10 protein-coding genes and 1 pseudogene are annotated in these 12,195 nt (G+C 44.6%); 2 read left to right on the forward strand and 9 right to left on the reverse strand.

Features of this window, described 5'->3' with window-relative positions:
- Positions 1 to 87 precede the first annotated feature (87 nt).
- Positions 88 to 882, reverse strand: a complete 795-nt coding sequence (locus tag ACFWMP_RS16435) for an SDR family oxidoreductase (RefSeq protein ID WP_379424252.1) — start codon at positions 880 to 882, stop codon at positions 88 to 90.
- A gap of 145 nt (positions 883 to 1,027) precedes the next feature.
- On the opposite strand from ACFWMP_RS16435, the gene ACFWMP_RS16440 reads away from it, so the two are divergent.
- Positions 1,028 to 2,608: a multicopper oxidase family protein gene (locus tag ACFWMP_RS16440; RefSeq protein WP_379424253.1), complete on the forward strand. Its 1,581-nt coding sequence runs from the start codon at positions 1,028 to 1,030 to the stop codon at positions 2,606 to 2,608.
- Positions 2,609 to 3,133: 525 nt separating this feature from the next.
- Here ACFWMP_RS16440 and ACFWMP_RS16445 read toward each other — a convergent pair.
- Positions 3,134 to 3,274, reverse strand: a pseudogene (locus tag ACFWMP_RS16445) (GNAT family N-acetyltransferase); the annotation flags it as partial.
- Between the two features lie 6 nt (positions 3,275 to 3,280).
- Between ACFWMP_RS16445 and ACFWMP_RS16450 the strand changes: the two are divergent.
- On the forward strand, positions 3,281 to 3,424 hold the full coding sequence (locus ACFWMP_RS16450) for a phospholipase D-like domain-containing protein (protein ID WP_379424254.1): 144 nt from the start codon (positions 3,281 to 3,283) through the stop codon (positions 3,422 to 3,424).
- Positions 3,425 to 3,559: 135 nt separating this feature from the next.
- Here ACFWMP_RS16450 and ACFWMP_RS16455 read toward each other — a convergent pair whose 3' ends face one another.
- From ACFWMP_RS16455 to ACFWMP_RS16485, 7 genes are all read right to left on the reverse strand, one after another.
- Positions 3,560 to 4,009, reverse strand: coding sequence for a hypothetical protein (locus tag ACFWMP_RS16455; RefSeq protein WP_339240988.1), 450 nt, complete (start codon positions 4,007 to 4,009; stop codon positions 3,560 to 3,562).
- Between the two features lie 875 nt (positions 4,010 to 4,884).
- On the reverse strand, positions 4,885 to 5,136 hold the full coding sequence (locus tag ACFWMP_RS16460; RefSeq protein ID WP_339240987.1) for a hypothetical protein: 252 nt from the start codon (positions 5,134 to 5,136) through the stop codon (positions 4,885 to 4,887).
- A 14-nt stretch (positions 5,137 to 5,150) separates the two neighbouring features.
- The gene (locus ACFWMP_RS16465; protein ID WP_379424255.1) at positions 5,151 to 6,179 is read right to left on the reverse strand and encodes a cache domain-containing protein; all 1,029 of its coding nucleotides are present in this window, start codon (positions 6,177 to 6,179) and stop codon (positions 5,151 to 5,153) included.
- Positions 6,180 to 6,244: 65 nt separating this feature from the next.
- The gene (locus ACFWMP_RS16470; RefSeq protein ID WP_379424256.1) at positions 6,245 to 8,692 is read right to left on the reverse strand and encodes an alpha-L-rhamnosidase-related protein; all 2,448 of its coding nucleotides are present in this window, start codon (positions 8,690 to 8,692) and stop codon (positions 6,245 to 6,247) included.
- Between the two features lie 99 nt (positions 8,693 to 8,791).
- Entirely contained in the window at positions 8,792 to 10,219 is a 1,428-nt protein-coding gene (locus ACFWMP_RS16475) for an ABC transporter substrate-binding protein (protein ID WP_379424257.1), read from the reverse strand.
- A gap of 141 nt (positions 10,220 to 10,360) precedes the next feature.
- Positions 10,361 to 11,245, reverse strand: a complete 885-nt coding sequence (locus ACFWMP_RS16480) for a carbohydrate ABC transporter permease (protein WP_339240981.1) — start codon at positions 11,243 to 11,245, stop codon at positions 10,361 to 10,363.
- A gap of 5 nt (positions 11,246 to 11,250) precedes the next feature.
- Positions 11,251 to 12,183 (reverse strand): carbohydrate ABC transporter permease, encoded by a 933-nt coding sequence (locus ACFWMP_RS16485; RefSeq protein ID WP_218640913.1) that lies wholly within the window; start codon positions 12,181 to 12,183, stop codon positions 11,251 to 11,253.
- Between the last annotated feature and the right edge of the window lie 12 nt (positions 12,184 to 12,195).

Genomic DNA, 12,195 nt, shown 5'->3' on the forward strand with positions numbered 1-12,195 from the left:
GCAGGATCGAACCGCTGACATCTTGCATGAGATGCAAACGCTCTCCCGTATCCAGCTTATTTCACTAGCTAATATCAAACAAACAAATTACGAGTAACGAATCAATCCTCCATTAACATGGATCACTTGGCCTGTGACATACATAGATTCACTAGATGCAAGGTATACGTAGGCTGGTGCAATCTCAAACGGTTGTCCGGCACGTCCAAACGGACTATCGGTTCCCAGAGTAGCTACATACTCCTTGGAATAGGTACTAACATTTAGAGGCGTCCATGACGGTCCAGGCGCGACCGCATTTACCCTAATACATTGTTCAGCTAAAGACAACGCCATGCTGCGAGTAAAGCTTACAATAGCTCCCTTTGTTGTAGAGTAATCAATGACATTCTTGTCTCCCTCGTAGGCAACCCGTGAGGTTGTGTTGATGATAGCGCTACCTCTATCCAGATAAGGCAAAGCTGCTTTTGTCAAATAAAACATGGGAAATATATTGGTTCGAAACGTATTTTCGAGCTGTTCATTGGATATGTCCATAATACTGCCTGTGAAAGGTTGAACGGCAGCGTTATTAATTAAGATATCCAGTCTATTAAAATAACGGAGCGTTTCAGCTATAATATCAGGCGAACTGGTGGGATCACGAAGGTCTCGAGGCAAGAGCAGACAACGAGTGCCAAATTGCTCAACATATTCTTTGGTTTCTGCCGCATCGATATGCTCATTTAAATATACAATTGCCAGATCAGCGCCTTCTTTGGCATATGCTGCTGCAATAGCACGTCCAAATCCGCTGTCGCCCCCTGTAATGATCGCGACCTTCCCTTTCAGCTTACAGCTGCCAACATACCCCGGATAATCAAAGATGGGACGCGGCGTCATTTAGAAATTTAGCGCCTTATAAAAATTGATTAATTTAGTGTTGACAGTCCAAAGCTTCCAACAGAAGTTCACAAATAAACATAATGGGACATCTTTCGTTCATATGTTTTTATAAGGTATTAACCGTGAGGAGGTCTCCACTTATATGCCCCCAAAAGTAAAACTTCAAAAATTCGTCGATAAACTGCCGATTCCCAAAACCATTTCCCCGATCAAGCGAGACAAGAAAGGTTCGTATTATGAAGTGACCATGAGGGAATTTACCCAAAAACTACATCGTGATTTAGGGCCTACCCGCTTATGGGGCTACAACGGAATGTACCCGGGACCGACTTTCGACGTGATGAAGGATGAAACGACATATGTCAAATGGATGAATGATCTGCCCAAAAAGCATTTTCTTCCCATCGATACCACCATTCATGGTGCAGAAAAAACACTTCCACAGGTTAGAACCGTGGTTCATTTACACGGAGGAAAACAACTTGACCATAGTGATGGCTACCCTGAAGCTTGGTTTACGAAAAATTTTGAACAAACAGGACCTATGTTTAAAAGAAAAGTATCTGAGTACCCAAACCTTGAAGCCACTACGTTATTTTATCATGACCACACAATGGGTATTACGAGATTAAACAATTATGCGGGACTTGGAGGCTTTTATATCATTCGTGATCAGCATGAACAATCTCTGAATCTACCGACGGGAACATATGAAATCCCTCTTATGATTCAGGATCGTTCATTCAACCCAGATGGCTCGCTCTTTTACCCCGATACACCGGATAAAAACAATCCTCGTCTTCCTTATCCCTCGATTGTTACTCCTTTTGACGCAGATTACATTTTAGTAAATGGCAAAGTTTCCCCTTATCTTGAAGTAGAACCGAGAAAATACCGATTTCGCATATTAAATTACTGTAATAGTCGAGCTATTACACTCAAGCTGGACTCTGGACAGCCATTTTATCAAATTGGAGTCGATCGTGGATTGCTGGAGAAACCAGTGAAAATGAATGAGATCCTCCTTCTAACAACTGAGCGAGCGGATGTGATCGTCGATTTTTCTCGATCTTATGGTAAGACGATCATTCTTAAAAATGGCTTTAAGGGTGCCTCCACAGAGACAACTGATGTGATACAGTTTAGAGTAACCACACCGTTAAAAGGTAAAGATACCAGTTCCCTACCAGATCATTTGACGAAAATTAATTTCCTATCTAGAGAGATGGCAACAAGGACTAGAGATCTCACACTCGTCAGAGTGGAGGATAAATATGGAAGATCATTAAATTTACTTGACAGTAAAATGTGGAATGATCCTATATCCGAGAAAATGGACTTAGGAACTGTTGAGATCTGGCGGTTAATTAATCTGTCTGCGGATGACCACCCCATTCATCTACATGTCGTTGACATGCAAATTCTAGAGCGCCAGCCCTTTGACGTTGCTCATTTCCAAGCTACAGGAAAACTTAAATTTACAGGACCTGCGGCTCCTCCTGAACCAAACGAAAGAGGGTTTAAAGATACCATTCGTGCTCCCTCTGGTTACGTTACCTCTTTTATCGGTAGTTTTGATCCTTTCGCTGGACTTTTTGTATGGCATTGTCACATGCTCGAACATGAAGATTACGAGATGATGCGTCCATTTGAAATTCTGAAGAAAAAAAACAGACTTAAAAATAGACTAATGAGAATAATTTACCCTTCTCGGTTCAAATGAAGAGATGATTGGAAACATCATATTTTATGAGATACAAAAAATTAACATTTTATTAAGTTACTAGGAAACAATAGTTGAATTGATTGACTGAGAGCCATCATCTAATTGAATGCTCATGTCATTGACACGGTGGCACTGACTCATTATCCAGATGACTCTTTGGTGCTGGAATATTCAGAAAAAGCTCCCAAGGAACAAGTTTGTTGTATGTCAGCTTTTAAGGTGAATATCACCAGATGCAAGTTGCATTGAGATGTCCTGACTCTTAATAATTAAAAAGCCCAAGCGCAACTACCGCCTGAGCTAAGAATAGGTAGGTAAATGTGGCTCTAAATAATACTTTCTAACTAGCTAGCGACACACAGCACTCCACACATGTGGAGCGCTGTGATCTATGTACCTACTGTCACTTTTAGCATTGCTGCTTCTATTGGCAACTCTACATTCCGCTGTACCAGTCACCGTGATGTATCTAATAACAGTGGTTTGTTTAATTACGATTTAATGAACAATCACTATCATACCTTCATCACATACAATAAGTGCTTTTTTTGTACCCAATTCCTTCAGCTTTTCTAAGGATTGAGCCAATAGCCGTGTACCGTACCCTTTTTGCCTTTCTGATAGACGTATTCCATAACCAACATGACCACCATTATTCAGTAATTTTGTGTGATCGATATAAATACTGTAATTAACGGTTCGTACAACAGGACAAACAGAGCGCAATACAATTACGAAAACATAAATATTATTACTAATAGAGGTACAGCAGAAGCCTACACAATTCGTTTTGTTAGTTATAAACAATCATAGATATATTTAAAGGATTTGAAGCGCATTTCATAAATTATTATTTTATAGCAATATCTAAGCTGAGCCCACCATCGTTGGAGTGGTCATGTTTGGCTATTGAACTATTGTTTCCCTTTAGTTGAATGCATATCAGTATTATTCTTCATATAACCAGTCGAAATCATTATGTAAAATGTACTCTTCTGGTTCCATTTCCATGGCAAAGCTTTCGCAGATTATATCTTGTTCTACATATTCATTACCATTGTCTATACCCAAATAGATATGTTGGAGTTCTTTGTGTTTTTGTGCTCGTTCGGGAACTCTTTGTAGAATACTTGAAGTTTTGATAACTGCGGAGCGGTAAAATTCACTCCATTCATCAAATTCCATCCAATATGGTAGTTTCGCATATACCACACCTGAAAATTTTAGCCTTGCTTCCCTTACTTTATAGGTGAAGCTGTGCTCACTTCTGTCTACTCGCTCAATTACCTTAAGAAAGTAAAACTCAACGGTCTTGTTTTGGTGGTCAATTATGAGTTTCTTTATGACTGAATCATACAGTTGTAAATCATCATTACCTTTGTAATCTTCGATGTTCATTTTTCTCCTTATTTATCCATTTTATAAGAATGCTTATACTATTTTTGATTATACAACCCAAATCTTTATTCCACTATCCTGCCCGTTAGTTAAGCAAATAAAAACGGCTGCCGGAGCAACCGCAATTCCACTATAGTCCCCGTTAACTTAATTATGAGTCCCGAAAGTCCATACATTCATGAAGTACGTCTCTATTCCTTCAATCCTCTAAAATTTGCACATTCTTAGCTCTCCTGCTCTGAGAATCAGCTATACTAGGGAACTCGAATAGGTCGAATGCAACTTTTTGACCCTTTTTAAGACCGAAAGCCTTTCGGTAACTTAATAGGGTCTGGTAGTATCTCGCTAAAGTGAACAAAAACATGGTTACCTTCCACCTTTATCTTCTTTGAACCATTTGACAATACCACATCTTCCTTCCGCCATTTAAGCACCTCCTCTGTCAATTAATTAAGTATCATGGAAATTGGTTTTTTTGCCCTAGCTGCAAAACAAAAAAGTCTCATTTTATTTTTTTTGGGAACCCATATACGAAAAGTATCATACCAAGGAACGAAAGGATTGGCACAAAGATATTATCGAAGAAGCCTGTAATATGAGTTTCAGGTAGAGCCTCAAACGTTTTTGCTTTGTATAACGCTACAATTTCATGGCTGCGAGCCTTCAAAGAGCCCACACGTTCGATAACATAGATTACTCCAGCGGAAATTAGAAAGGATGCACCAAGTTTTCTGTATAAGTCGTTACCTATGAAATATTTGTTCCATCCTCTATTTTTGTTGATTACTCTTCTCACAAATATTACATTTCACCACATTGTTCCAATTCATGAATATCAGAAAATCATTCCATAATCTGATTCTAATGATAGAATGCTATATCGCCACAAATTGTAAGGCACACAGTTTAATCTGCCAGAGCGAGATATGTTGTGAAGCATAGGTTAGTCTGTGCATCGCCTTCTCTACTCTATTAAAAACACCAAAAGACGTCCCAAGCACAAGCAACCAATTCATTGCTTTTGGGGACACCTCTTTGTCTGAGTAGATATAAGCACTGCTAGCCAGTGACCTTTTGCAGATTTTAGCGGGTAGTCTGAAATCTGCTTCATAGATTCTGTCTGCCATTCAGCATGCCAATCTTAGTCTTTCATCGTGGAGTTAATTTTCAAGTACAACTGTTTCAGCGGATTAACAATACTGCCACTAAGCATTGAGATCAGCAACCAGAACACTATGAAAACGACGATGTTTAAAACGATCATTAAATACTTAAATGTCCGCAGCTCTGCATTCATCCCGTCTGCAGAGATGTAGGTGACAATCCGCTCATCCGATTCGGGCAGCGGATAGAGCAAAATCAAGCCGTCGGCCGTTTCACGCTCCAACAAATCCATAGAACCGCTACTTGAACTATCTTGTTCTTCCGGCATAGCTGGATTATCCTTCTCTGGTGTGGCCAGCGCTGTTCTAACTTCTTGCAGTCGCTTCATGGGCACATCCGCCGCATTCAGCAGCTTTCCGTTACTTGTCAGCAGATAAACTTCATTCTCGCCGTAGATCGTATTCTTGCCTGACAGGTAGAAGCTGTACAGCTTGTCAATCTCAATTTCGAGCGAGAGCAGACCTAAAATTTGCCCCTCCGTATTCTGAATTTTTACCTCAAGCAGCAGACGGTCGCGCAGATCAGAAGGCGCGTTCATCAGATGTTCCCGGTTCAGCACCGTCCAGCGCAAAACCTGTTCCCGATTATCCAGAAATTGTTCCATCCCCGGAACTTTCTTGATCTCTGTAAAGGGGAGAAGCCCGGATACATTGCTCGAGGAGTACGTCCCCCCTGCTTCACCCCAAATATAAATGCCGAGAATGTCACTGCTAGAGGAGCGAATGCCCTCAAGTATAGGAGAAATCGCTCCGTCGTACGCTGGTTTTTTCAACGCATTCTGTACCACCTGATTGTTGGAGATAAGCTTGGAGGTCTCCTCCAGCCAGTTCATGAACAAAAGAGTATTCTTATGCTGCTGGCCAGTGTATTGAACAGATAACTGCCGCAACATATCCAAGCTTCTATGCTCCATAGTACGGTACAAAATGAAACTTGAAGCAGCAATGTAAACGGTAATAAACAGCACCAGGACAAGGCGGATGTTGCGGCCGAATGATCTGAACATATAACTCCCCCATCCCCCTCCGGTGTATGAATCAACAAAAACGAAAATCAATTGAAATCAGACTATCAGCTAAAGTGACTAATGTCGATCTCCTTATAAAAAGAACCTGCATCTGTCAAAAGCACTTCAGTATTCGGCAGGATAATTGTAATCGCCGAACCGGCTGGCCAGTTAGCTTCAAAATGGAAGTTTTTATGTCCCGCTTCTGAATGAATTTTCCATTTTACATGTATTGGACCCAGACTTGTGCTTACGGTTCCACTGGCCTGTTGCAGTTCTCCGCAATGTGGCTTTACGGTTATTCCCTCTATCCCTTGCCGGACACCCAATATCCCTCTGGTGAACTCAGTGATCGGCAGCGCGCTCCAGGCGTGACAGTCACTTCTGGTTCCGACAGAGTCCATTTCTGGGAGTGTAGTGAGGTTCAAATCCAGCTGTTTCATCCAACGAGCCCATAGTCCGAAGGAGCGGTCATACAAACCGCAATGTTCCAACGCGCGAAAAAGATAATAGCTCATCGGCAGCGAAAGTTTAGCCAGTGATGTGTCAGCCATTGTAGCCTCTAGTAGTGCTGCCCCCTCTACAATGTCCACCGTGCCAGCTAAAATCGCCCAGACCTGCGTATGCTGGCTAAGCTGCGTTTCCGCTGTTGCCGCCGGACTGTCGCGGAACATCAAGCTGTTCGATTGGCGACAGCAATCCAGTACCACAGCGTTGACCGCGGCTTTGCGCTGGCGCAACTCAGATGCAATCTGCGTCCACCCGCTGGCGGCAAGTAATTCAGCCGCTTGCTCCAACGCGGCTGCATACATCAAGCTAAGCACGGTTGCAGGTGCATCATCCGTACAGTCTGGTGCACCAAGTGGCCATTCTTCTACCCAGTCAAAATAATTCCAATATTGGCGAGGCGTTCTGTCCACCAGACCTTGCGGTGTCAGTCGCTGATCGAACCAGTCCAATACGGATAACAGTGGCAGTCGGTACCGATTTATGATAGCCAGATCTCCGAAGGATCTGTAGTGGTCATGAATCATCCCGATCCAATATAAAGAGAAGGAGGGGATGACCTGTGGCAGCACGGAGGGGTAGCGGCTTTGCAACATGCCGTTTGGCAGCTGCGAAGCCCTATAATCTTCCATTGCCCTCCGTGCCAATTGGTCGTCTCCTGATAACAGGTACGTAAATTCCATCATCAGTTTGGTATCCATGGTATATTGCAACTGTTCATAATACGGCGTATCCTCGTAGGTCTCATGCATGCAGCGTTGTAGTGTTCGGACACTCAGCTCCCAGAGCTGGTTATATCGTTCATCGTTGCAATGAAAGCTTCCTTCCGGCAGCAAAGGATATCCGGTCTCCCGATAACTGAAGCCGGATATCGTCAAAGGCTCAGCTCCAGTATTCACCTCCAGCCGGACATACCGGAAAGTACGAAACCAGAATGGCTCATAGCATTCCATCTGCACCGAGGTGCCATAACCGGCTGGATAGTAGCTGTCATAACCGCCTCTTAACACATGCTCCTGCATATCATCGCGGACAGCTTTGCGGCGGATCTCGTCATCCCCAGTCTCTTCTTCGTAGCACTCGGCGTACAGGAGGGTGATCCGGCTACCTTCCCCCCCAAGAAGCTTAAGCTGCGGATAAGCTGTGATTAGCTCACCTGCATCCAACTCCAGCCAGAGTTGCTGTCCCGCTTCCACGTGTATTCCTGCTAATGGCAGGGCAACCTCACTAGCTTCATTCCGCAGCTCCAGACAATGCCCTTTTTCAAATAGGGCATCTCCTTCACCACTGCTGCTCCGCATCAGCTTCAGGAAGAGCTGCTCCCGCTCATACAGCAGCGGAATCGGACGTTTGTCCAGTTGCCATGGGGCCAATTGGCCATAATCATCCCGCACCGGCTGTACAATCCTTGCGGCTAACCAGGCGCTGTCGTCATATTCCGGCAGCGTCCAATCCAGCAGCGCTACGTCCCCCTCCACCTCTTCCAATCCGCCCATCCAGCGCATAATCGGAAACGGCTGAAGCCGGTAGCTGTGGTCCCTAATGCTTTTCCATGAGGTATCTGTATTCAGTTCCTGCACAAGCTGCCCATTGTTCATAACTTCCGATTCTACAAGCAAGCCGCCTTTTTGCGAACGCCAGATGGATAGAGGTCCGTCTTCCCCCAGCTCAAAGGGAGATGTCCCTGCATAATGAACTACCATAACAGCAATCACATTTATACCTGGTTGCAAAACGTCGTCCAAATTGAACTCCTCATAATAGTGTACATGACCATGACCCTTGCAAGGACCGGCCCATAAACGCTGCCCGTTAACAAAGAGTCTGTAGCGACTGTCAGCAGTAATGGCCAAATTCAGACTGTAGGCCCTCCCGGCTCCAGCTGGCAGCTCAAACATTTTGCGAAAATACACTCGCTCGTGTTGCTGCTCCCAACTTTCTGTCCCTTCCTCATCCAAAGGCCAGATCCATCGCGCGCTCCAGCCTCCCCATTCTTTTGCTGCCATATAATGCACCTCTCCTTTATCCCTTAGAGTAGATTTGTCAATCTACGCAGAAACGGCATCGCCGCCCTTCAGAAGGACGACGCCGCCGTTTGACTGTGTTTATTTCACCTTGTCTAGATAATCACGTTGGAATTCTTCAGCAGCCTTAGTCAAAATCTCCAGTGGATCTGCGTTTTTGTCTGTTAGGACGGTTTGCAGTACAATATCCAGCTTCTGGTACAATTCCTGAGCGTTGACCGGCTCTTCTGCCCGCATGCCTTTGCTGCCGTTGTCCATATAATCACGGAACAAATCCAAGTTTACATTGTTGTATTTGTCGAGAATCTTCTGTTCTTCACCAATCCGTTTCTCATCTGTCCAAATCCGCAGGCCGTAAGGGCCTACGATCAGCCCCTGATCACTCAGTGTCTTTTTCTCGATATCCCAACCAGTTAATGCCTCTTCTGAGGACTCCGGTGTGAAGCCGTAGGTTTTTAGCCATTTGAATCCAGCATCAATCTGCTCAGGGGTTACATTAGGCGAGAACATATATAGACCACCGCCGAGCAGAGTTACAGGTTTCCCGATCGGTCCAACTGGAAGGGCGGACATTGCTACATTATCTTTAGACATTTTGGTCTGCTGCTGGATGACTGGAGGCCAGTCATTCATGCCGAAGCTCATAGCGACTTGATCGGTTCCGAACATGCGGAACATGTCATTCGTAACATCCACCAGATTATTGTCCGGCAGGACATCATATTTCCATTTCAAGTCCTTCACATATTGCAGGGCCGCCGCTGCCTCTGGAGAATTGAACACCGCTTGCCATTTTCCATCCACCTGTTTCTCGAATTCCGCGCCGTAAGCCCAAGCAATGTTCATGAACATCCAGCCGCCCTGGCCGCTTTTGGTTGGCAGGAATATTCCCGCCTTACCGGTCTTTTGCTTGATGATCTGCGCAGTTTGTGCCAGCTCTTCATATGTTTTAGGGAACTTTGGTATGCCCTTATCGTCCAGCAGTCCAGCTTCCTTGAAGAGATTCATATTGTACAGCATCCCCATCACGTAGCCGTCCTTCGGAATCCCGTAATATTTGCCGTCCTTGGTCACCATCTTCAGCAGATCTGGATTGATCGCTTTGTCATAGCCATATTTTTTCATCGTATCCGTGATATCTGCCGCGTAATTTGCCTTAATGATTTTGCTAGTTTCTGTAAAAAAGGTTTCGTACACCGTAGGAAGCTGACCGCTAGCCGCTTTAGGCAAGAAAGAGCTGACATCATAACCCCATTCATCCTTGTCCACAATGATATCTGGATAATTAGCTTTCATCTTCGCCATGAGCTGCTCATACTGAGCAATTTTGGCTTCCTCATTCGGCTTCGGCCAGTTGCTGACCTTGATCGTCACCTGTTTGTTGCTCGCTTCCTCCGCATTCCCTCCGGCGTTCTCTTCTTTGGAGCCTCCGCAGCCAGCCAGACCGGCCGTAAGAAGCAGCGTTAGCGCCAGTGTAGCTGTAATTTTTTTGGTGTGTTCGATTCTCAATGTAATTCCCCCTAGTCTTATTGTTAAAGCATTCTTCACAACATGTAAAGCGCTTTCTTTTAAATCTGAAATCATCTTACCACGCACCTTCTACAGCACCCTACGGGGCAAAACTGTGAAATGGTTTGTGATCGGGTGATGTTACCCTTTAATGCTGCCGCCCATGGATTGTCCGTTCATAATGTACTTTTGGAAAAAAACAAACAGAATAATCGGCGGCAGAATCGCAAACGTCAGCGCAATAAACTGAATGTCCTGCGGCAAAGTCGCTTTCAGATTATAGATGGCCACAATGACCGACCAGGTCGATTTATCCTTCAGCACCATAAAAGGCCAGAAGAAGTCCTGCCAGACACTGTTCATCGTTAGTATTGTAATTGTGGCCATAACTGGTCCGCTAAGCGGGAGGATTATCCTGATAAAAATGCCGATGGTGCTCGCTCCGTCAATTTTGGCCGCTTCCAGCAGCGCCAGTGGGATGGTATCAAAAAAGTTCTTGAAGATCAGAATTACCACTGGATTCACGGCAGCCATAAACCACATCGGCCAGTAGGTATTGGTCAGATTCAAGTGCAGCAGTGGAAAATCAATCAGGTTTTTGAACAGCGGCACCATACCGACTGTATTCGGAACCATCATGGTCCACACGATCAGAGCAAACAGCAGTGCACTCCCTCGAGGCTTCAGCTTGGAAAAAAAATATCCTGCCAGCCCGTTAAACGTAAGACAGAACAGTACAGAACCGACGGCTAAGTAAGCCGTATTCAGATAATAACTGAAGAAGTTAAATTCCTGCCAGGTCTCCCATAGCTTGCCAACATTGAATGAGCGAGGGATCAGGGTGGGCGGGATCGCATAGAACTCTTTGATGTCTTTAAGACTCGAAACCATAATCCAGACCGGAGGCAGAATACAGACGGCGGCAAGCACAATCATCAGAATGAACATGCACCAGTACAGCACGCGCACCCAAGGTGATCTATATTCTATATTGCCGATAATACCAAATGCTTCTTTTGTTTTCATAGCTTCTACTCCCTGTTCAATTTCTTATCCAGCCGGAAATAAATAATAGTTAGCACCATCAGAACAAGAAAAGTAATAACCCCCAGCGCCATGGAATGGCCTGCTTCAAAACTCCGGAACGCATAGTAATAGCTTTGGAGCATTAACGTCATAGAGGCGTTGTTCGGCCCACCTTCGGTCATAACCAGAGGCTCGTTGAAAATCTGGAATACACCGCTGATCTGCAAAATCATCATCAATCCGATCATGCTGGAAATTTGCGGAATGGTGATGCTTTTAAATCTCCGCCATACATTCGCACCGTCGATGGAAGCCGCTTCGTACAGATCATGATTAATGCTTTGCAGACTGGCTAGATAGAGCAGCACCGTTCCCCCGAAATTCCGCCAGGTAATCGTGAAAATAATCAGCATAATCGTCATGTCCGGGTCCTGAAGCCACTGCTGCACCGGGAATCCCAGAGCGCTCAGCATAATATTCAGCACGCCGCCCTTCCCAGGCTCAAACAGAAACATCCATAACATCGAGGCAGCAATGCCGGGAACCATGCTCGGAAAAAAGACCGAAAAGCGGAAAAACGATTTCCCATGCCTGAGCTCATTGATCACAACTGCGACTATAATGGGTACAGCAAAACCGATCAGCAGCGACCAGAACACATACACGAAAGAGTTGGTCAGTGTCTGCTGAAATGCTGAGTTCTGTATCACATCCTTGTAATTCTGGAGTCCGGCAAAGCTTACGGCATTATAACCCTCTGTATTGAAAAATGAGAGCACAATGCCCTTGACCAGCGGCTGCCAGGAAAAAAAGAAAAAGGCAAACAGCGTAGGGACAATTAATATCCAAGATGACCAATCTCTAAATAGACGCCGCACAGGATAACCTTTCTTTTTCTTAGTCATTAAAGGATTTAGTTCAGTGGTTTTTCCAATCATGCTCCTGTCCTT

The organism is Paenibacillus sp. NPDC058367, from assembly GCF_042723305.1.
In the GTDB taxonomy this organism is placed as follows: Bacteria; Bacillota; Bacilli; order Paenibacillales; family Paenibacillaceae; genus Paenibacillus_AQ.

Bases quoted from the DNA above. Each gene is read 5' to 3' on its own strand.
- ACFWMP_RS16435 (WP_379424252.1), bottom strand. From the start codon at position 882: ATGACGCCGCGTCCCATCTTTGATTATCCGGGGTATGTTGGCAGCTGT.
- ACFWMP_RS16440 (WP_379424253.1), top strand. From the start codon at position 1,028: ATGCCCCCAAAAGTAAAACTTCAAAAATTCGTCGATAAACTGCCGATT.
- ACFWMP_RS16455 (WP_339240988.1), bottom strand. From the start codon at position 4,009: ATGAACATCGAAGATTACAAAGGTAATGATGATTTACAACTGTATGAT.
- ACFWMP_RS16460 (WP_339240987.1), bottom strand. From the start codon at position 5,136: ATGGCAGACAGAATCTATGAAGCAGATTTCAGACTACCCGCTAAAATC.
- ACFWMP_RS16465 (WP_379424255.1), bottom strand. From the start codon at position 6,179: ATGTTCAGATCATTCGGCCGCAACATCCGCCTTGTCCTGGTGCTGTTT.
- ACFWMP_RS16470 (WP_379424256.1), bottom strand. From the start codon at position 8,692: ATGGCAGCAAAAGAATGGGGAGGCTGGAGCGCGCGATGGATCTGGCCT.
- ACFWMP_RS16480 (WP_339240981.1), bottom strand. From the start codon at position 11,245: ATGAAAACAAAAGAAGCATTTGGTATTATCGGCAATATAGAATATAGA.
- ACFWMP_RS16485 (WP_218640913.1), bottom strand. From the start codon at position 12,183: ATGATTGGAAAAACCACTGAACTAAATCCTTTAATGACTAAGAAAAAG.